The sequence below is a fragment of the Streptomyces sp. NPDC033216 genome (assembly GCF_055577115.1).
Genome location: NZ_JBVIQK010000003.1, coordinates 578808 through 594984, shown reverse-complemented (window position 1 = coordinate 594984; position 16177 = coordinate 578808). Strand labels below are relative to the sequence as shown.

The following is a 16177-nucleotide window of genomic DNA, read 5'->3' as shown; positions in this document are numbered from 1 at the left end:
CGGTCGGTCACCGGTCCCCGTCGGTCGGTGGCGCGAACCCGGTGGTCCGTGCCTGCCGGAAACCCGTCAGTCCCCGTTCCAGGGCGTTGCGCTGGCTCGGGGTCATGGCTTCGAGGACCGTCGCCAGGCGGCGTACGCGGCGTTCGGTGACGTCCGTGAGGACGCGGTGGCCGTAGGCGGTCAGCACGAGTTGCACCTCGCGCCGGTTGCGCGGCCGGACGGTGCGTTCCAGCAGGCCGGCCGCCTCCAGCCGGTCGCACAGACGGCTCGCGGTCGGCAGTGCCACGCCGAGTCGCTCGGCCAGGGCGGTCAGATTGAGCTCGGGGGTGTGGCGCACCGTCCGCAGGGCGAGCAACTGGCGGGCGGGCAGCCGGAGCGTGCCCTCCTCGGCCGTCGCGAGCCAGTCGGCCACCAGGCTCTCGACCGCGTCGACGACCCGCCTGGCCTGCGCCACCCGGCTGTCCCGCCGGCCGTCGCCGGAGCCCTCCGCGCACTCCACACCTCTGCCCTCCGGCCACCGCGCTTGTCATGTACGTCGGGCGTACCCGTAGGACGAGGGCGTACACGGGCGTTGGGCGGGTAGCACGGGCCCTCAGGAGAATCGTTCGTCTGCATGCTCCGTCCGGCTGGCGCAACCGCTCCGGTCGCGATGGGATCAACGGTGTGCGAAAAGGCCGCCGGCGGGCACCCGCACGACGTCGGGGCAGACCGCCTGGAGCCGCAGAAAGGGATGGACATCGTGACACGACCCAGGATCCTGGTGGTGGGCGCGGGCTTCGCGGGAGTGGGGTGCGTTCGACGCCTGGAACGCAAACTCGCCGCCGCGGAGGCCGACGTCACCCTGGTGACACCGTTCGCCTACCAGCTCTATCTGCCGCTGCTGCCGCAGGTCGCCTCCGGGGTGCTGACGCCCCAGTCGATCGCTCTGTCGCTGCGCCGCAGCGAGAAGTACCGCACCCGGATCATTCCGGGCGGCGCCATCGGCGTGGACCTGGAGTCGAAGGTCTGCGTCATCCGGACCATCACCGACGAGATCGTTAACGAGCCGTACGACTACATCGTGCTGGCTCCCGGCAGCGTCACCCGCACCTTCGACATCCCGGGGCTGACCGACCACGCCTTCGGGATGAAGACGCTCGCGGAGGCGGCCTACATCCGCGACCACGTCATCACCCAGCTCGACCTCGCCGACGCCAGCAACGACCCCGCCGAGCGGGCGGCACGGCTCCAGTTCGTGGTGGTCGGCGGCGGCTACGCCGGCACCGAGACCGCCGCCTGCCTCCAGTTGCTCACCCACAACGCGGTCAAGCGCTACCCCAGGCTGGATCCGAGCCTGATCAAGTGGCACCTCATCGACATCGCGCCGAAGCTGATGCCGGAACTCGGCGACAAGCTCGGCCGCAGCGCGCAGGAGGTGCTGCGCAGGCGGGGCGTCGAGGTGTCCCTCGGGGTGTCCATCGCCAAGGCCGGGCCTCAGGAGGTCACCTTCACCGACGGCCGGGTGGTGCCGACCCACACGCTGATCTGGACCGCCGGTGTGGTGGCGAGCCCTCTGATCGCCACGCTCGGCGCGGAGACGGTGCGCGGGCGCCTCGCGGTCACCTCTCGCATGGATCTGCCCGGCCACGACGGGGTGTTCGCCCTCGGCGACGCCGCGGCCGTCCCCGACGAGGCCAAGGGCGAGGAGGGCGCCGTCTGCCCGCCGACCGCCCAGCACGCGATGCGGCAGGCCAAGGTCGCCGCCGACAACGTCATCGCGCGTCTGCGCGGCCAGGAGATGCGGCCGTACGCCCACAAGGACCTCGGCCTGGTCGTCGATCTCGGTGGCACCGACGCCGTGTCCAAGCCACTCGGCATCGAACTGCGCGGCCTGCCCGCGCAGGTGGTGGCCCGCGGGTACCACTGGGGGGCGCTCCGCACGGGCGTGGCCAAGGCGCGGGTGCTGACGAACTGGACGTTGAACGCGATCGCGGGCGACGACTTCGTCCGTACCGGCTTCCAGGCCCGGCGCCCCGCCAAGCTGAAGGACTTCGAGTACACCGACACCTATCTGACGCCCGAGCAGGTGCGGGCCCAGGTGGAGGGCGGGCGCACCGAGGCCGGTTGAGACGGGCGGGAGAGTACGACGGCGTGAAGGCGGCGGCACGGTCATGGGCGGCCGGGGTACGGGACCGGGTCATGGCATCCGATCCCGGGCTTCTGCGGCTCGCGGCCGGGCTGCGGACGGTCGGCGCGATCACCCTCACGTTGGCCGTGCTGTCCCCGCTGGGCGCGGACATCACGCGTCTGGTCGCGGGAGCCATCGCCGCGATGGTCGCCACGTTCGCCGTCCGGGAGAAGCGGTGGGGCCCGCAGGCAGTGACTCTGGCACTGGGACTGCCGGTCGCGCTGGCGTCGGTGTCCCTGGCGGCCCTGCTGAGTTCCCATGTGGTGGCCGGCGACGTCCTCTTCGTCGTGCTCATCTTCTGCGCGGTGTACGGGCGCCGGTTCGGCGACCGGGGCACCGCGCTCGGCCTGATCGGCTTCCAGGTCTACTTCCTGTCCCTGTTCGTGGGCGCCACCCGGCACCTCCTGCCCGGCCTCTGGGGGGTCCTCGCCGTCGCCTTCGCGTGCAGCGCGCTGGCTCGGTTCGCGCTGGTGCCGCAGACGCCGAAGGGCATCCTGCTGCGGCTGCGGCAGGCCTTCAGGGCGCGCTTCGCGCAGTTGCTCGACGCCCAGCTGGAACTGCTCGACGCCGGTCCGGACGAGATGGACAAGGCACTGGCGCGCGTGCGTACCGGCACGGCCCGGCTGCACGAGACCGCCATGATGATCCACGGCCGGCTGGAGGAGGGCACGCCGGACGAGGCGACCGCCCGGCTGGTGCAGCGCCGGGTCGCCGACGCGGAGATCGCCGCCGAGCGGCTGGGGCTGCTGCTGCTGACGGCGCGCAGCACCGCGCGCGCGGACACACTGACCCTGCATCTGCCGGGCGCGCCGGTCCCCGGGGGCGGTCAGCCGCCGATGCGGGAGGAGGCGACGGACCTGCTCCGCCGCGACCTGCGGGCACTGCGCCTGCTGGTACGGCATCCCGTCGCCGACGGCACCGGGCTCGCGCAGGTCCGCAACCGGCTGCTCGGCTACCGCGACGAGGAGAGCCTGCCGCCCGCCTCCCCGGCCGTGCGGGACGTCTTCCGGGGCGTCGGTGAGAGCGCCCGCGCGGTCCTCGGCCTGCGCATCGCGCTCGACGGGCCGCAGGACGAGTCCGACGACAGCCCCGAGACCGCCCGTTCCCGGGAGGAGCTGGACGCGGAGGACGCGGCGATCGGCGGGTCGGAGGCCGCCGAGGGGACCGCGGACAAGCCCACGGGGCTGCGGCGGCCGACCACCCGCGCGGCCGTCCAGGTCGCCGTCGGCTCGGCGCTGGCCATCGTCGGCGGCGAGCTGCTGTCCACGCACCGCTGGTACTGGGCGGTCCTGACCTGCTGGATCGTGTTCCTCAACACCGCTTCCACCGGGGAGATCCTGGTCAAGGGATACCGGCGACTGCTCGGCACCGCGCTCGGTGTGGTCGCGGGGATCGGGCTCGCGGGACTGGTCGGTCACCACACGTGGACGGCGTTCGCGGTGGTGCTGCTGTGCGTGTTCGCGATGTTCTACACGGCACCGCTGTCCTACACCCTGATGTCGTTCTTCGTCACCGCCGCGCTGGGCGTGCTGTACACGCTGCTGCACACCTACAGCCTCGAGGTGCTGGTACTGCGCGTGGAGGAGACGGCGCTGGGGGTGGCCTGCGGAGTGGTCGCGGCGGCCTTGGTACTGCCGGTGCGCACGGACCGGCGGACGGACGAGCTGCTCACGACCGTCCTCGAACGGCTGACCGACGTCACCGGGGCCGCCGTGGAACAGCTCAGCGGCGGGCCGCCGACCGAGCTGCTGGACCGGGCCCGGGAACTGGACCAGGCGCTGGCCGACCTGCGCTCCGCGACACAGCCGCTGACCCATCCGGTCACCCCGCTGCGTACCCGGCGGGACACCGCCCAGTACGTCGTCGCCCTGCTGGAGACCTGCGCCTACCACGCCCGGTCGCTCGCGGCCACGGCCGAGCTGCTGCCGACCCACCCGTCCATCGCGGCCGACCCCCGGCTGCGCGGTGCCGGGCAGCGCATCCTGCACAACATCGGCGCCATCGCCGCTCGCGTCGCCGACGACCGCAGCGGCGTCGAGGTCCGCACCGGGGCGAGCGTCGCCTCCCTCCTCGGCCCGGGCGCACCCGGCGCGTCCCGTTACGGCCGCGTCACCGACCGCGTCCTGCGCCACCTGCAACGCCTGGACGAAGCGGTGACCGGCCTCGCCCGGCCGCTGGGGGTCGCGGTGGCGTCGCCGGAGAGGTAGGGGCGCAACGAGCGGGACACCCTGACGGCAGGACCGGCGAGCCGGACGTGAAGAAGGCCCTCGACCTCGCCAAGGGCCTCGAGGACCTGGTACGGCAGGGTCACGCGCGTGTGCCGCGTCCTCGGTGGCCCCGCGGCAGCGCGGCGACCGGCCGACGTCGGTGGGCGTCCGTCCGCCCCGCCACCGGCCTCCGGTCCCACGTGACCGTGGCGAGGCCGGGGATGCCGGACGACGGACTTCTGGCCCTGCTGCGCGCGCGTGCTTCGGGCGCCTGCCCCGACGCCGACCCGCGGTGCGCCGGCCACGCGGAACGGGCGCCCGCCTCGCGCCGGTCGGCGTCGGGGCGGGCGCCCGAGGTGGTCGTGCGGCCCGACCGAGGTCAGAAGTCCGTCGGCAGGCCGCTCGCCGCCGCGATGCCGCGCAGTTCTTCCGTGTCGTTCTGACGCTGCTGGATGCAGCCGGCGATCTCGGCCAGGCGGTCCGGGTCGGAGGCGGTCACCGCGTCGGTGACCACGCGGACCGGGCCGGTCCCGTCGACCTGGATCTCGACGAGCTGGTTGTCCAGTCGGCCGGTGACGGCCGTGGCGATGACCAGGGCGGCCTCGTCGCGGATCTCCTGGGGCAGTTCCTCGGTCTCCTGCGGGTCGAGCGCGAAGTCGAGGGTCGGGACGGATTGTTCGTCGAGGGCACGCAGAGCGGGCGCGACGACCTTGAGCAGCATCGCGAAGTCCTCGCTGTCCATGCGGACGCGCAGGAGGTCGAGGTACATGTCCACGGGCCGTCCGTCCGACGGGAACTCGGATTCGTTCATCTCCCCCGGGTTCCCCTCCGAAGGCATGTTCAGACCTTCCGCCAGCGTGCCATCGCGAAGGAGAACACCCCGAACAGCACCAGACCGGCCGCCACGCAGGCCAGCAACCACGGCCCGGCGGGCGTCTCGGCGAAAGAGCGCAGGGTGTCGTCGAGCCCCTTGGCCTTGTCGGGCTCGTAGTCGACGGCCGCGCGCACGGCGAAGGCGCCCGCCACCGCGAACACCAGGCCACGCGCCGCGCCGCCGGCCACTCCGGTGACGTCCACCAGGCGGCGCGTCCGCTCGGACATCTGCTCGAGCCGCAGCTTCTTCCGGTACTTGCGCAGGACGGCCCGGCCGCCGATCCAGAGGCCGGCGACGACGATCCCGACGCCGACCGCGCCGACGATCCACCGCCCGCCGGGAAGGTCCAGCACCCGCGCGGTGACGTCGCGGGACTGCTGGTCGCTCGACCCTCCGCCGTCACCCGATCCGGCGGCGAAGGCGAGGACGGAGTAGGCGACGAAGCCGTAGAAGACGCAGCGGGCGAGGGCCAGCAGGCGCTTCTTCGCCTTGCGGCCGTCCGGTCCGACGGAGCCGAAGACCACCTCCGACAGCCGCCACAGCGCCATGCCGACCAGGCCGATCCCGAGGGCCCAGAGCAGGACGGAGCCGAAGGGTCTCTCCGCTATCTCGGCTAGGGCACCCTGCCGGTCGGCCTGCCGTTTCTTGTTCTCGCCGAAGGCGATCTGGAGGGCCAGCGCCCCGACGAGCAGGTAGATCACTCCGCGCGCGGCCAGTCCGGCCCGCGCGGCCCCCTGCGTGACCGAACCCCGCGCCGCGCGCTCGGCCTCGGTACGACCGTTCCGCGCCAGGGCACTCGCGTTCATGTCAAACCTCCTGAAAGAGTCCCGGGAGACCCGGATGCCCCGGCTCGGGCCCCGCACACACAGACTCCGCACACAGACCCCGCACACGAACGCCACACGCGCGGACGCGCCCGGGCGCCGTACTCACAGGCGCCACTCGCACCTGCCCGACCCACACGGAAGTCCCGCCGCGGACGGGCCGCGGCGGGACGTTCGGGCGCCGGCCGGTCAGGCGTAGGCGTGGGGCCCGTGCTCGGTGGTGCGAGTGGTCTGGCGGGCCGGGGCGTCGATGTCGGTGGCCGCGGTGAGCCAGCCCCGGGCCACCTCCAGCGCCTGGACCACGTCGCGGGTCCCGGTGGAGACGCACAGCGTGTAGGCGAGGTCCTGCGCCCGCGTGGCGGTCGCGTGCGATCCGGCCGCCGTCGCGGCCTCGTACTCGGCGACGAGGGTGCGCAGGACGGCAGGATGGGGCATCAGCATCAGAGGTCGCTCCTTGTCCGAAACGGGGGTGAGTGCGTACGGCTGGCGGGGCGGGGATCAGCGGTCGTCCGATCGCCCCATCGCTTCCTGGCGCACCTGGGCGCAGCTGCGGCTGATGAGCCGCGAGACGTGCATCTGGGAAATGCCGAGCCGGTCGGCGATGCGGCTCTGCGTCATGTCCTCGAAGAAGCGCATGTAGAGGATGGCCCGCTCGCGCTCCGGAAGACGGCGCAGGCTCTCCTTGGCGGACTCGCGGTCGACCACGATGTCGTAGGAGACCTCGGGGGCGCCGAGGGTGTCCGCGAGGCTGTAGCCGTCGTCGCCGGCGGGGAGTTCGGCGTCCAGCGACAGGGTGCTGAAGCTCTCCAGGGCTTCGAGGCCCGCGACGACCTCCTCCTCGGTGAGGCCGGTGTGGGCGGCGAGGTCGGCGGTCGACGGCTCCGGCGCGCCGGGGGTCTGGGCCAGCTCGCGTCGGGCGACGCGCACCTTGTTGCGCAGTTCCTGCACGCGGCGGGGCACCCGCAGGGCCCACATCCGGTCCCGGAAGTGGCGCTTGATCTCCCCGGTGATGGTGGGGACGGCGTAGCTCTCGAAGGCGCCGCGTTCCGGGTCGAAGCGGTCGACCGCTTTCACCAGGCCGAGCGCCGCCACCTGCCGGAGGTCCTCGATGGCCTCGCCGCGGTCGCGGAAACGGCCGGCGATCCGATGGGCCATGGGCAGCCAGGCGGTGACGATCCGGTCGCGTACGGCGTCCCGGTCGGGCCCTTCCTCCATCGTGGTCAGCCGGATGAACAGGCTTGCCGTGTCGGGAGCGTCGTCGTGGGTCCTGCGGGACTGGGGGGTCGAGTTCGGGGCGGTGGTGGGGGGACGGCTTGTCGACATGTCGATGAGCATGCGAAATCGCTCCTGAACGGTGGAGTCAGGGGTATGACCACGAGAGGGAGGGTCGCTGCCGTCCGGGGCATCCGAAGCGCCCCGGAGCGGTCATACCGCTCCCGTCGGCGCGCCTCCGGTCCGAAGCACGAACCTCCGTCTGCCCTGCGTCCGGACGAACAAACTCCGGTCGCCGGGAAAGGTGATCGGAGGGTCGGTGCGACCGAGACGGCGGATCACCATACGGGAACCACGGCGGTGATCCGCTTGCCGCCGGACGGCAGGCCGGACACCCGGACGTCGCGAGCCAGCCGGCAGACGATGGACCAGCCCCGACCGCCGGTACGGCGCCGCCCCTGGGCGTCGAGCGGGTCGCGGACCACGGGCAGCCGGTCGCTGCGGTCGCTCACGGAGACCCGCACGGCCCGCCCGTCCATGTCCACGTCGAAGCCGGTGACGCCGCCTCCGTGGAGGATGGCGTTGGTGGTGAGTTCCGAGGCGACGAGCAGCGCGTCGGAGACGGCCGCCTCGTCGTAGGGGCCGCGGGCCCCCTTGCCTCGTCGGTCGATCGCGCGCCGGACGGCGCTGCGGACGTCGGCCGGCAGGCAGGGGCCGTCCCCGTGGCAGTGCACCGGAAGCGCTCCGTCCGCGCGGTCGGTCCTTTCGGTGCGGTCGGACCTGTCGGACCTGTCCGACCTGCTCGTGCGGTCGGTCCAGTGCTTCGCGTTCGCACGCATCCTTTCGCTCTCCTGACGTCTTCGACTGATCGGTGGACCCTCTCCCCCGCCGGGCGGGCACCGCCCTCTCCCTTCCGGCTGGCCCCGGGAGGCGAGGCCAAACCTGCCTTTCCGGGCATTCGGCAGGATCCGGTGAGGCCGTCGACGGCGGCGGGGGATCGACGAAGGATCGTGGTCATCGACGGACCGCGCGGGGGTAGGCGGACCACATGACGGATGTCGTGGACTCGGACGAACTGCTGCGGCGCATCCAGCGCGCCAGGACCTGCGCGCGCGAGGAGCTGCGGACCCTTCGATCCCGGAGCGAGGAGCTGGGCCGTACCGATCCGGACGCGGCGCGCGACGCGCATGTCCGGAGCCTGGCGTACGAGGCGGTCCTCGAAGTACTCGAGGAGATCGTGACGCCGGGGCACCACACGAACAGCACCTGACGAGGTCCTTTTCCCCGATGCCCGCGGGACGGGCGGGGGCTCGGGCACCCGGGCCGCAGGGCGGCGGTCGATGAGCCCTGCGGCCCCGGATCGCTGCGAGCGGCACACAGCACACCCGTCGCAGCGGGCGTGGCGGCTCCGACCGACGGGGCGGGCGCGCGACGGCGCCGCCGTATCCGCCGGCGCCGTCTGTGGCGCGCCGACCGGACGCCGTATCCGCCGGGGGCGGCGGCGCGCCGACGCCTTCTTCCCAGCGGGCCGCTGCCGGCCCGCGGCGGCACATCGGACCGACCGACCGGCGGCTCGACACGGCCAGGGTGCTCCCGCGGGACCGCGGCGTGAGCGGGGCGGGCGGCGCGGCTCGGGGCACGCGACTCGGGACGCGGGCGCGACAGCAGTGAAACAGGTCACGTGACCGGGTTATGACTGGGTGAAAGGTGCCGGAATGGTTTACGGTTCACCCAGTGGTGGCGGAGTCGAGTTCCACTCCTCCGCATGCCGCATGTGGCGGCCCTGGCTGGTTTCCCCCGTCCAGCCAGGGCCTGCCCATGCCCGCGGACAAAACATGCCACCGCCGAGGTGCCCGAGGCGCCCGCAGCGGCTGAAATGGGCTTAGGGCCGCGAGGCCCCAGGGAACGTCCCGGAACCATCGCCGGCGAGGAGCCCCGCGCCATGACCCAAGCCACAAAGCTGCTGACCGCCCTCCCCCCGCCCCAACGCCAGCACCTGATGACCCTCGCCCGCGAGGTGTCCTTCCCGGAGGACACCAGGATTTTCGAGGCGGGCGGCACGGCCGACCGGTTCTGGGTCATCCGCTCCGGCGCGGTCTCCCTCGACCAGCGGGTGACGTCCGTACACCGGGTCACCGTCGCCAGTCTCGGCGCCGGCGACCTGCTCGGCTGGTCCTGGCTGTTCCCGCCGTACCAGTGGGACTTCGGCGCGGAGGCGTTCAGCCCGGTCCGCGCCTACGAGTTCGAGGCCCGGCCGGTGCTCAAGCTGTGCGAGGAGGACCCCGCGCTCGGCCTCTCCCTGGTCCGCATCGTGGCGGAGATCCTCGCCCACCGCCTGGAGACGACCCGGGGCAAGCTCATGGAGCAGTACGGCATGCACCGCCGCGGAGTCATCTGACCGGCGCCGGCCCGGCTCCTTCCCGGCCCCTGGGAACACGTCCCCCGTCATGCGGGCGTGGGGGCCGGGTCGCGTCTGGGCAGAGGCGTCGTCCGCCCGTCCGCGCAGACCTGCCGCGCGCCGGTCATCAGCCCCGCCGGACCAGGCCCTGGCGGCCCAGACCAACGCCACGGTCGAACGCTTCCACCGCACCCTGCTCGGCGACGAGTGGGCCTACCACCGGCCCTACACCTCGGACCGCGGACGCCAGGCCGCGTTCCCCGACTGGCCGGACACGGGTACACCCGGTCTCGTCGCCGACGACAGCCGAGACGCTGCTGGAGCCCGCGAACGCCGCCGAGGGCACGCTGTGCCTGGCTACCACCGACCCCACACCGGCATCGGCGGCCGGCCACCGGCCGGCCGCCTCACCGACCTGTCCGGTCAGTACACCTGGACGCGGTACCGCCGCAGAGCCGGTGCCGCGGCCGCCAGGCCCAGCATCACGGCGACGACCAGCAGGCCGCCGCCCGCCACCGCCGCGCGGGGGCCGAAGGCCGCGCCCGCCGTGCCGTGGAGCACGTCGGCCAGGCGCGGGCCACCCGCGACGACGACCGTGAAGACGCCCTGCATGCGACCGCGCATCTCGTCGGTGGCCGCGGACAGCAGGATCGCGCCGCGGAAGACCATGGAGACCATGTCGGCGACGCCCGCGGCGGCCAGGAACACCACCGCGAGCCACAGGCTGCCGCTCAGCCCGAAACCGGCGATCGCCGCGCCCCAGGCGACGACGGCGCCGATGACCATCCAACCGTGCCGGCGGGCCCGCGAGAACGTGCCGGAGAACAGGCCGCCGAGCACCGCACCGATGGGGACGGCGGCGAACAGCAGACCGAGCGCCAGACCCTCCCCGTAGGGCGCGTACGTCTCGGCGGCCAGTTGCGGAAAGAGGGCGCGGGGCATGCCGAAGACCATCGCGACGACGTCCGCGAGGAAGGAGAGCAGCAGCACCTTGTGCCGTGCGATGTAGCGGAACCCCGCCAGGATCTCGCGCAGTCCCGCGCGCCGTGCGACCGAGCCGTCGAGCGGCGGCAGCGCGGGCAGGCGGGCGACGGCCCACAGCGTCACGCACAGGGCGAGCGCGTCGAGCAGGTACAGCTCCGGCAGGCCGATGACGGGTATCAGGGCACCCGCCAGCAGCGGGCCGGCGACCAGACCGGTCTGCATGACGGTCGAACCGAGGGCGTTGGCGGCGGCCAGTTCACCGGCGGGGACGAGGCGGGCGATGGAGGCGGTACGGGCCGGCGCGTTGAGGCCGAAGAACGCCTGCTGGGTGGCGAGCAGCACCATCAGCACCGCCACCGAGTCGAGTCCCGCGGCGGCCTGGAGCCAGAAGAAGACGGAGGTGACGGCGATACCGGTGTTGGTGATCAGCAGCAGCTTGCGCCGGTCCATGGTGTCGGCGACCGCGCCGCCCCACAGCGCGAACACCACCATGGGCAGCAGTCCCGCGAGGCTGGCGTAGCCGACCCAGGCGGAGGATCCGGTGATGTCGTAGACCTGCTTGGGTACGGCGACGGCGGTGAGCTGGCTGCCCACCGCGGTGACGATGGTCGAGGACCACAGTCGGCGGTACGCGGGCCGGTGCAGCGGACGGGTGTCCATCCCCCAGCGGCGCCAGCCGCGCCGTGCCTCGCCCCGCGGACCGGAATCGGGGCCCGAACCGGGAAGGGGACCCGAATCGGGAACGGGGCTGGGGCCGGAAGTCTGCCCGACGCTCTCGGTTTGGGCCCTGGCCTCGGGTGCGTCGTTGCTCTCGCTCGTGTTCACGGAGTCCCTGGTTGCTCGTTACACCTTTTCTTGTCCGGGGGTCACTATCGCAGCTCGGACCGCGGCGTCACGGCCGCTCAGGCTCCCGCGATGAGGGTGGCACCGAGGGTGATCATCGTGACGGCGACGAGTCCGTCCAGGACGCGCCAGGCGCCGGGCCGGACCAGGAAGCGGCCGAGCAACCGGGCGCCGAAGCCCAGCGCGGCGAACCAGCACAGGCTGGCCGCCGCCGCACCGAGGCCGAAGGTCCAGCGCAGCGCGCCGCGGTCGGCGGCCACGGTGCCCAGCAGGAAGACGGTGTCGAGGTAGACGTGCGGGTTGAGCCAGGTCATCGCGAGGCAGGTGAGGACCGCCCGCCGCCGGGAGCCCGCGGCCTCGCCCGTCGTCTCCAGGGCACCGCCCGGCTTGAGCACCCGGCGGGCGGCGAGGGCGCCGTAGCAGAGCAGGAAGGCGCCGCCGAGCCAGGCGACGGCGGTCAGGACGCCCGGCCAGGCCACCACCAGCGCGCCCACCCCGGCCACACCGAGGGTGATGAGGACGGCGTCGGACAGGGCGCAGATGGCGACGACGGCGAGGACGGCGTCGCGGCGGATGCCCTGGCGCAGGACGAAGGCGTTCTGTGCGCCGATGGCGACGATGAGGGACAGACCGGTGCCGAAGCCGGCCGCCGCGGCGGCGAGGGAGGTGGACATGAGGCCCACGCTAAAGAGGGAATCACCGCAGGTACAGCTAAAGATTCTTACGTATCATTAGTGATTGTGATGACAGATCTGCCCCTGGACCAGGTCCGCACCCTGCTTGCCGTGGTCGACGAGGGCACCTTCGACGCCGCGGCCGCCGCGCTGCACGTGACGCCCTCGGCGGTCAGCCAGCGGGTGAAGGCGCTGGAACAGCGCACGGGACGGGTCCTGCTGCTGCGCACCAAGCCGGTGCGACCGACGGAGTCCGGGGAGATCGTCGTTCGGTTCGCCCGGCAGCTGGCCCGGCTGGAGCGCGACACACGGTCCGAGCTGGGCATGAGCGGCGCCGGGGATCCGACCCGCGTCACCGTGGCGGTCAACGCCGACTCGCTCGCCACCTGGTTCCTGCCCGCCCTCACCCGCGTACCGCGCGAGCCGCGGTTCTGCTTCGAGCTGCACCGGGAGGACGAGACCCGGACGGCGGAACTGCTGCGGGAGGGCCTGGTGATGGCCGCGGTGACCTCGTTGCCGGACGCCGTCACCGGCTGCTCGGTCAGGCCCTTGGGCTCGATGCGCTACTTCGCGGCGGCGAGCCCGGACTTCGCCGCGGCCTTCCTCGACGGCATGCCGCTGGGCGAGGGGCTCACGCGGGCGCCCGTGGTCACCTTCGATCGGCGCGACGACCTCCAGGACGCCTTCGTACGCCGGCTGCGGCGCGGCCCCGACGGCGCGAGCCGGCTGCGACACGCGGTGCCGACCTCGGAGGGGTTCCTCGACGCGGTGGTGGCCGGGCTCGGCTGGGGCATGGTGCCCGAGATGCAGGCCGAAGGACTGCTGACGGCCGGGCACCTGATCTCACTCGCGCCGGAACGCCCCCTCGACGTCCCCCTGTTCTGGCAGCAGTGGAAGCTCGATTCCCCCGCCCTCGCCGCCGTGACGACCGCCGTCGCGGCGACCGCGGCGCAGACCCTGCGGAGCTGAGCACTCGTCGGATCATGGCCACCGGCCTGCCCGGCGCGGTTTCACTTCGGCCTCACCGGTGACCCGATCGGGAGCAACCCATTCGAACCGACTTCGATCGCAGGTGACTTCGATGGACGACTGGCGACAGCGCGCCGCGTGCCGCCAAGAGGACCCGGAACTCTTCTTCCCGATCGGTACCTCGGGGCCGGCACTCCTACAGACCGAGCAGGCGAAGACGGTCTGCCGGGGCTGCCCGGTACAGGCCCCGTGCCTGGAGTGGGCGCTGGAGACCGATCAGGGGCTAGGGGTCTGGGGCGGCACGAGCGAGACCGAACGGCGCTCCCTCAAGCGGCGCATCAGGGCGCGGCAGCGCAGTTCATGAGCCGGGGCCCCATGGGCGGACGGGCCGGTACTCACCGGCCCGTCCGCCGCAGCGGGCCCCATGCCGCCTCCAGCCGCGCCATCTCCTCGCGCGCTTCGTCGATCACCGACGGGTCGATCCAGCACAACGGCCGTACGTCGGTCACGAGCGGCTCGTTGTCAGGGCCCCGGCCGATCTCCCGTCCCGTGAGGATCCAGGGGCGCACGCCGGTGCCCTTCTCGTGCGGCAGGTGCGCGTAGTCGTACAGGCGCCGGGCCACCCAGAGGGTGCGGGAGCGGCCCTCCCACCAGTCCTCGACGTCCAGGGGGTTCGCCGACAGGCCGGGCATCGGGAGGCCGGTCAGGTCATCGATGCTGGAAGCCCTGCCGAGGTCCGTGCCGGGTCCGCGCGACCAGCGGACGAACAGCCCTCTCCGCCGTACGACCAGGTCAGCCAGTTCGGTCAGGGAGCGTGCGACCGGCAGGTCGTCGGACGAACTCATGATTGACCTCCTACTCCGTCAGGGCGTCCTCCGCCGTCCGGCACCGGGGTACCCGCACCGCCCGGAGGGAATCAGGCGCCCGGACCGTCCCTGAAGACTCAGCCGTCCCGCGGTGCCGTGGCAGCGGGCAGCGGGCAGCGGTATGACGTCGGCGGCCGGACGGGACTGCGCGCTCTCGCCTCGATCTCGCTGCGCGGGCGCGATGCGTGATCATGACTCGACCTGGGCCGAGGTCTGAGGAACTGGGCGGATCCTCAGGGTCGGTCGGGCTTTCCCGGAGCGTAGAGCCAGGTCTTGAACACACTTCCGAGATCCTTGCCGGACACCTTCTCCGCCAGGCGCTCGAACTGGACCGTGGTGCCGTTGCCGTCGCGGTGGGCGGACGCCCAGGCACGCAGGACGCGGAAGAACGCGCGGTCGCCGACCTCGGTGCGCAGGGCGTGCAGGGCCATGGCGCCGCGGGCGTAGACGGGCGTGCCGAAGATGTTCGCGCCGCTGCCGGGGTCACCGGGCGGGAACGCCCACAGACCGTCGCTCGCCGGGCGGGCGTACAGCGCGTCGAACGCGGCCTGCGCGCTCTCCCCGCCGTGCTGCTCGGCGTAGAGCCACTCGGCGTAGGTGGCGAAGCCCTCGTTGAGCCAGATGTCCTTCCAGGAGGTGAGCGAGACGGAGTCGCCGAACCACTGGTGGGCGCTCTCGTGGACGAGCGTGCTCAGGTCGGGCGCGCTGTCGTAGACGGGCCGGGTCTGGGTCTCCAGGGCGTAGCCGACGTCCGGGGCGTGATCCACGATGGACCCGGCCGCGCGGTACGGATACGGGCCGAACAGGCCGCTCCCCCACTCCAGTACGGAGGGCAGCTTCGCCAGCACGGGCTTGGCCGCGGCCGCCTCGCGAGGATCGACGGCGTCGTAGACCTTGATGCCGTCGCGGGTGGTGTACTGCCGGACCTGGAAGGTGCCGACGGTGGCCGTGGCGAGGTAGGCGGCCATGGGCTCGGCCTGCCGCCAGCGGTAGGTGGTGCTGCCGTGGGCGGTCCGCTTGCCGAGGAAGACGCCGTTGGCGACGGCCGTGCGGCCCGCGGGGACGGTGATCGTGAAGTCGTACGACGACTTGTCCGTGGGGTGGTTGTTCGCCGGGAACCAGGTCATGGCGCCCTGCGGCTCACCGGCGACGAACGCGCCGTCGTCGGTGGGGATCCAGCCGTCCGGTGAGCCGTCGGGGTCGGTGACCGGGCCGGGCGTGCCGGAGTAGGTGACGGTCACCTGGAACCGCTCCCCCTGGCGCAGCGCGCGGCGCGGGGTGACGACGAGTTCCTGGCCGTCGCGCCGGTGTCGGGCCTTGACGTGGTCGACGGTCAGGGCGGTGACCTTGAGGCCGTGCAGGTCGAGGTCGAAGCGGCTCAGGGACTGCTTGGCGCGGGCGGTGAGGACGGCTTTGCCCTCGAGGTGCCGGGATGCGGGGTCGTAACGGAGGGTCAGGCCGTAGTGGTCGACGTGGTAGCCGCCGTTCCCGGCGAGTGGGAAATAGGGGTCGCCGACGCCGGGCGTGCCCACCGGACCGGCCGCGAGCGCGGGATCGGCGGCGGCGAGCAGGGCCGTCACGGCGAGGGGTACGGCCGCGAGGAGGGCGGGGCGTCTGCGGAGGTGTGTCACGTTCGCTCCTGGGAGGTGGCTGTTGATCAAACGTGATCAGACTAGGCACCGAGCCCCTCGGATTCGCCCACGTTCAGGTCAAGCCGCGCGGCGCGGGCGGGCGTCCCGTGCTTACCCTCGGCATCACCGTCCCCCCCGTGGAGAGGTCGCCCATGAGTGTCCGCGTACGCCGTGTGTACGACCCGCCCGAGCCGGACGACGGCGTCCGTGTCCTCGTCGACCGGCTGTGGCCGCGCGGTCTGGCGAAGGACGCGGCGCGGGTCGACGAGTGGCCCAGGGGGCTGACCCCGTCGAACGAGCTGCGCCGCTGGTACCACGCGGGCGAGGGCTCGTACGAGGAGTTCGCGCGGCGGTACGAGGCGGAGCTGACCGAGCCGGAGGCGGCCCAACTCCTCGATCACATGCGTGAGTCGGCGGGCGCGGGGCCGGTGACCCTGCTCACGGCCGTGAAGGAGCCCGAGCACAGTCACGCGGCCGTCCTGGCCCGCCTGCTCGGCCGAGGGCAGGCGGGCCCGGCCGGCTGAGGGC

Annotated in this window: 17 protein-coding genes and 1 pseudogene; 8 read left to right on the top strand and 10 right to left on the bottom strand. The window is 72.9% G+C overall.

Annotated features, from left to right (window positions below; genetic code table 11):
- Positions 1-7 precede the first annotated feature (7 nt).
- Positions 8-499: a MarR family winged helix-turn-helix transcriptional regulator gene (locus ACZ5Y0_RS09315; protein WP_469127998.1), complete on the bottom strand. Its 492-nt coding sequence runs from the start codon at positions 497-499 to the stop codon at positions 8-10.
- 231 nt (positions 500-730) lie between these two features.
- Between ACZ5Y0_RS09315 and ACZ5Y0_RS09310 the strand changes: the two genes are divergently transcribed.
- Both ACZ5Y0_RS09310 and ACZ5Y0_RS09305 read left to right on the top strand, forming a co-directional pair.
- Positions 731-2107, top strand: coding sequence for an NAD(P)/FAD-dependent oxidoreductase (locus tag ACZ5Y0_RS09310; protein WP_469127997.1), 1377 nt, complete (start codon positions 731-733; stop codon positions 2105-2107).
- A 71-nt stretch (positions 2108-2178) separates the two neighbouring features.
- Entirely contained in the window at positions 2179-4374 is a 2196-nt protein-coding gene (locus ACZ5Y0_RS09305; RefSeq protein WP_469127996.1) for an FUSC family protein, read from the top strand.
- A gap of 379 nt (positions 4375-4753) precedes the next feature.
- On the opposite strand, the gene ACZ5Y0_RS09300 is transcribed toward ACZ5Y0_RS09305, so the two are convergent.
- The 5 genes from ACZ5Y0_RS09300 to ACZ5Y0_RS09280 form a co-directional block, all read right to left on the bottom strand.
- Positions 4754-5185, bottom strand: coding sequence for a hypothetical protein (locus ACZ5Y0_RS09300; protein WP_469127995.1), 432 nt, complete (start codon positions 5183-5185; stop codon positions 4754-4756).
- Between the two features lie 29 nt (positions 5186-5214).
- A complete protein-coding gene (locus ACZ5Y0_RS09295) occupies positions 5215-6054 on the bottom strand; it encodes a DUF1206 domain-containing protein (protein WP_469127994.1) in 840 nt (279 codons plus the stop codon).
- 207 nt (positions 6055-6261) lie between these two features.
- Positions 6262-6513: a DUF5133 domain-containing protein gene (locus ACZ5Y0_RS09290; protein ID WP_469127993.1), complete on the bottom strand. Its 252-nt coding sequence runs from the start codon at positions 6511-6513 to the stop codon at positions 6262-6264.
- A gap of 57 nt (positions 6514-6570) precedes the next feature.
- Entirely contained in the window at positions 6571-7407 is an 837-nt protein-coding gene (locus ACZ5Y0_RS09285) for a SigB/SigF/SigG family RNA polymerase sigma factor (RefSeq protein WP_469127992.1), read from the bottom strand.
- A 215-nt stretch (positions 7408-7622) separates the two neighbouring features.
- A complete protein-coding gene (locus ACZ5Y0_RS09280; protein WP_469127991.1) occupies positions 7623-8123 on the bottom strand; it encodes an ATP-binding protein in 501 nt (166 codons plus the stop codon).
- A 209-nt stretch (positions 8124-8332) separates the two neighbouring features.
- On the opposite strand from ACZ5Y0_RS09280, the gene ACZ5Y0_RS09275 reads away from it, so the two are divergent.
- The 3 genes and pseudogenes from ACZ5Y0_RS09275 to ACZ5Y0_RS09265 all read left to right on the top strand — a co-directional run.
- Complete coding sequence (locus ACZ5Y0_RS09275; RefSeq protein WP_469127990.1) at positions 8333-8554, top strand: hypothetical protein; 222 nt, start codon at positions 8333-8335, stop codon at positions 8552-8554.
- Between the two features lie 672 nt (positions 8555-9226).
- Positions 9227-9682: a cyclic nucleotide-binding domain-containing protein gene (locus tag ACZ5Y0_RS09270; RefSeq protein WP_469127989.1), complete on the top strand. Its 456-nt coding sequence runs from the start codon at positions 9227-9229 to the stop codon at positions 9680-9682.
- A gap of 134 nt (positions 9683-9816) precedes the next feature.
- Positions 9817-9930, top strand: a pseudogene (locus tag ACZ5Y0_RS09265) (IS481 family transposase); the annotation flags it as partial.
- Positions 9931-10105: 175 nt separating this feature from the next.
- Here ACZ5Y0_RS09265 and ACZ5Y0_RS09260 read toward each other — a convergent pair.
- Together ACZ5Y0_RS09260 and ACZ5Y0_RS09255 are read right to left on the bottom strand one after the other, a co-directional pair.
- Entirely contained in the window at positions 10106-11491 is a 1386-nt protein-coding gene (locus ACZ5Y0_RS09260) for an MFS transporter (protein WP_469127988.1), read from the bottom strand.
- Positions 11492-11568: 77 nt separating this feature from the next.
- Positions 11569-12183: a LysE/ArgO family amino acid transporter gene (locus ACZ5Y0_RS09255; RefSeq protein WP_469127987.1), complete on the bottom strand. Its 615-nt coding sequence runs from the start codon at positions 12181-12183 to the stop codon at positions 11569-11571.
- Positions 12184-12252: 69 nt separating this feature from the next.
- On the opposite strand from ACZ5Y0_RS09255, the gene ACZ5Y0_RS09250 reads away from it, so the two are divergent.
- Positions 12253-13152: a LysR family transcriptional regulator ArgP gene (locus ACZ5Y0_RS09250; protein WP_469127986.1), complete on the top strand. Its 900-nt coding sequence runs from the start codon at positions 12253-12255 to the stop codon at positions 13150-13152.
- Positions 13153-13264: 112 nt separating this feature from the next.
- Complete coding sequence (locus tag ACZ5Y0_RS09245; RefSeq protein ID WP_469127985.1) at positions 13265-13516, top strand: WhiB family transcriptional regulator; 252 nt, start codon at positions 13265-13267, stop codon at positions 13514-13516.
- 31 nt (positions 13517-13547) lie between these two features.
- Here ACZ5Y0_RS09245 and ACZ5Y0_RS09240 read toward each other — a convergent pair whose 3' ends face one another.
- Together ACZ5Y0_RS09240 and ACZ5Y0_RS09235 are read right to left on the bottom strand one after the other, a co-directional pair.
- Positions 13548-13997: a DUF6098 family protein gene (locus ACZ5Y0_RS09240; RefSeq protein WP_469127984.1), complete on the bottom strand. Its 450-nt coding sequence runs from the start codon at positions 13995-13997 to the stop codon at positions 13548-13550.
- A 254-nt stretch (positions 13998-14251) separates the two neighbouring features.
- Positions 14252-15649 (bottom strand): M1 family metallopeptidase, encoded by a 1398-nt coding sequence (locus ACZ5Y0_RS09235; protein ID WP_469127983.1) that lies wholly within the window; start codon positions 15647-15649, stop codon positions 14252-14254.
- Positions 15650-15801: 152 nt separating this feature from the next.
- On the opposite strand from ACZ5Y0_RS09235, the gene ACZ5Y0_RS09230 reads away from it, so the two are divergent.
- Positions 15802-16173 carry a DUF488 domain-containing protein gene (locus tag ACZ5Y0_RS09230; protein ID WP_469127982.1) on the top strand — a complete coding sequence of 124 codons (372 nt, stop codon included), beginning with the start codon at positions 15802-15804 and terminating at the stop codon, positions 16171-16173.
- Positions 16174-16177 lie beyond the last annotated feature (4 nt).

Excerpts from the sequence above, each read along its gene's own strand:
- ACZ5Y0_RS09285 (WP_469127992.1), bottom strand. The coding sequence starts at position 7,407 with ATGCTCATCGACATGTCGACAAGCCGTCCCCCCACCACCGCCCCGAAC.
- ACZ5Y0_RS09280 (WP_469127991.1), bottom strand. The coding sequence starts at position 8,123 with ATGCGTGCGAACGCGAAGCACTGGACCGACCGCACGAGCAGGTCGGAC.
- ACZ5Y0_RS09270 (WP_469127989.1), top strand. The coding sequence starts at position 9,227 with ATGACCCAAGCCACAAAGCTGCTGACCGCCCTCCCCCCGCCCCAACGC.
- ACZ5Y0_RS09290 (WP_469127993.1), bottom strand. The coding sequence starts at position 6,513 with ATGCTGATGCCCCATCCTGCCGTCCTGCGCACCCTCGTCGCCGAGTAC.
- ACZ5Y0_RS09305 (WP_469127996.1), top strand. The coding sequence starts at position 2,179 with ATGGCATCCGATCCCGGGCTTCTGCGGCTCGCGGCCGGGCTGCGGACG.
- ACZ5Y0_RS09245 (WP_469127985.1), top strand. The coding sequence starts at position 13,265 with ATGGACGACTGGCGACAGCGCGCCGCGTGCCGCCAAGAGGACCCGGAA.
- ACZ5Y0_RS09240 (WP_469127984.1), bottom strand. The coding sequence starts at position 13,997 with ATGAGTTCGTCCGACGACCTGCCGGTCGCACGCTCCCTGACCGAACTG.
- ACZ5Y0_RS09275 (WP_469127990.1), top strand. The coding sequence starts at position 8,333 with ATGACGGATGTCGTGGACTCGGACGAACTGCTGCGGCGCATCCAGCGC.
- ACZ5Y0_RS09310 (WP_469127997.1), top strand. The coding sequence starts at position 731 with ATGGACATCGTGACACGACCCAGGATCCTGGTGGTGGGCGCGGGCTTC.
- ACZ5Y0_RS09230 (WP_469127982.1), top strand. The coding sequence starts at position 15,802 with ATGAGTGTCCGCGTACGCCGTGTGTACGACCCGCCCGAGCCGGACGAC.
- ACZ5Y0_RS09295 (WP_469127994.1), bottom strand. The coding sequence starts at position 6,054 with ATGAACGCGAGTGCCCTGGCGCGGAACGGTCGTACCGAGGCCGAGCGC.
- ACZ5Y0_RS09300 (WP_469127995.1), bottom strand. The coding sequence starts at position 5,185 with ATGAACGAATCCGAGTTCCCGTCGGACGGACGGCCCGTGGACATGTAC.
- ACZ5Y0_RS09250 (WP_469127986.1), top strand. The coding sequence starts at position 12,253 with ATGACAGATCTGCCCCTGGACCAGGTCCGCACCCTGCTTGCCGTGGTC.
- ACZ5Y0_RS09255 (WP_469127987.1), bottom strand. The coding sequence starts at position 12,183 with ATGTCCACCTCCCTCGCCGCCGCGGCGGCCGGCTTCGGCACCGGTCTG.